At 38.8% G+C, this 641-nt stretch carries 1 protein-coding gene; it reads right to left on the bottom strand.

Going from position 1 to position 641, the window contains the following annotated elements; translation table 11 throughout:
* A partial coding sequence (locus tag ACIY19_RS10855; RefSeq protein ID WP_409003406.1) for a type IV secretory system conjugative DNA transfer family protein occupies positions 1–641 on the bottom strand: 641 nt, incomplete at both ends.

Below are 641 nucleotides of genomic sequence, written 5' to 3'. Positions count from 1 at the left end.
ATTGCTTCAGAGATACGATCAATATCTAGCTCAGACTTCATGTAATGAAAAGGATTAAACCGATCTGAATTCTTGAGTCGAATCAAATCAAAGATTTTAACAGCATAGCCAGCTTTCTCAAGCATCTTCCCAACTTCGTGTACCAGATTTCCTTTAGGATCTGTGACAACAAAGTTTGAGTTCATCTGCATTAAATTTGGCAATACAAAAGTAAAGGTTTTACCGTCTCCTGGAAGACCAATGACAATCACATTTTTATTGAGCTGGACATTGTAGGCTAAGCGAAAATTAAATAGGCCCATTTTGACCTGTTTTGAAAAAATCATATTCTTCTCAAAATCAACGTCTTCAAACCGTCTCATTTCCTTCAAAGTCGCAAAACGAGCACTACCTTGTTCTTCTCCTTGGCGATATAAATTCTTATCCATAGAAGCATAGACAAGCATTGGGAGACCGAATCCGATCAACCCAGCATATAAGGCTCCTGAATCAAAGAAAACACCAAAAGAGAAGCGTTCCCAGTGTTCTAGCAACCAACGAAGTCGCAACATTCCCATAAAAGGTACTGCTGCAGTCGAAAGTTGGTAGTAATGGTAAAAGGACTGGAAAATAACAAATGAAAATAGCCCCACCACCAGGTA

The organism is Streptococcus sp. ST14 (assembly GCF_046098195.1).
Taxonomy (GTDB): Bacteria; Bacillota; Bacilli; order Lactobacillales; family Streptococcaceae; genus Streptococcus.
The sequence above is the reverse complement of the archived record's forward strand: the minus strand, read 5'-3'. Positions and strand labels throughout refer to the sequence as shown.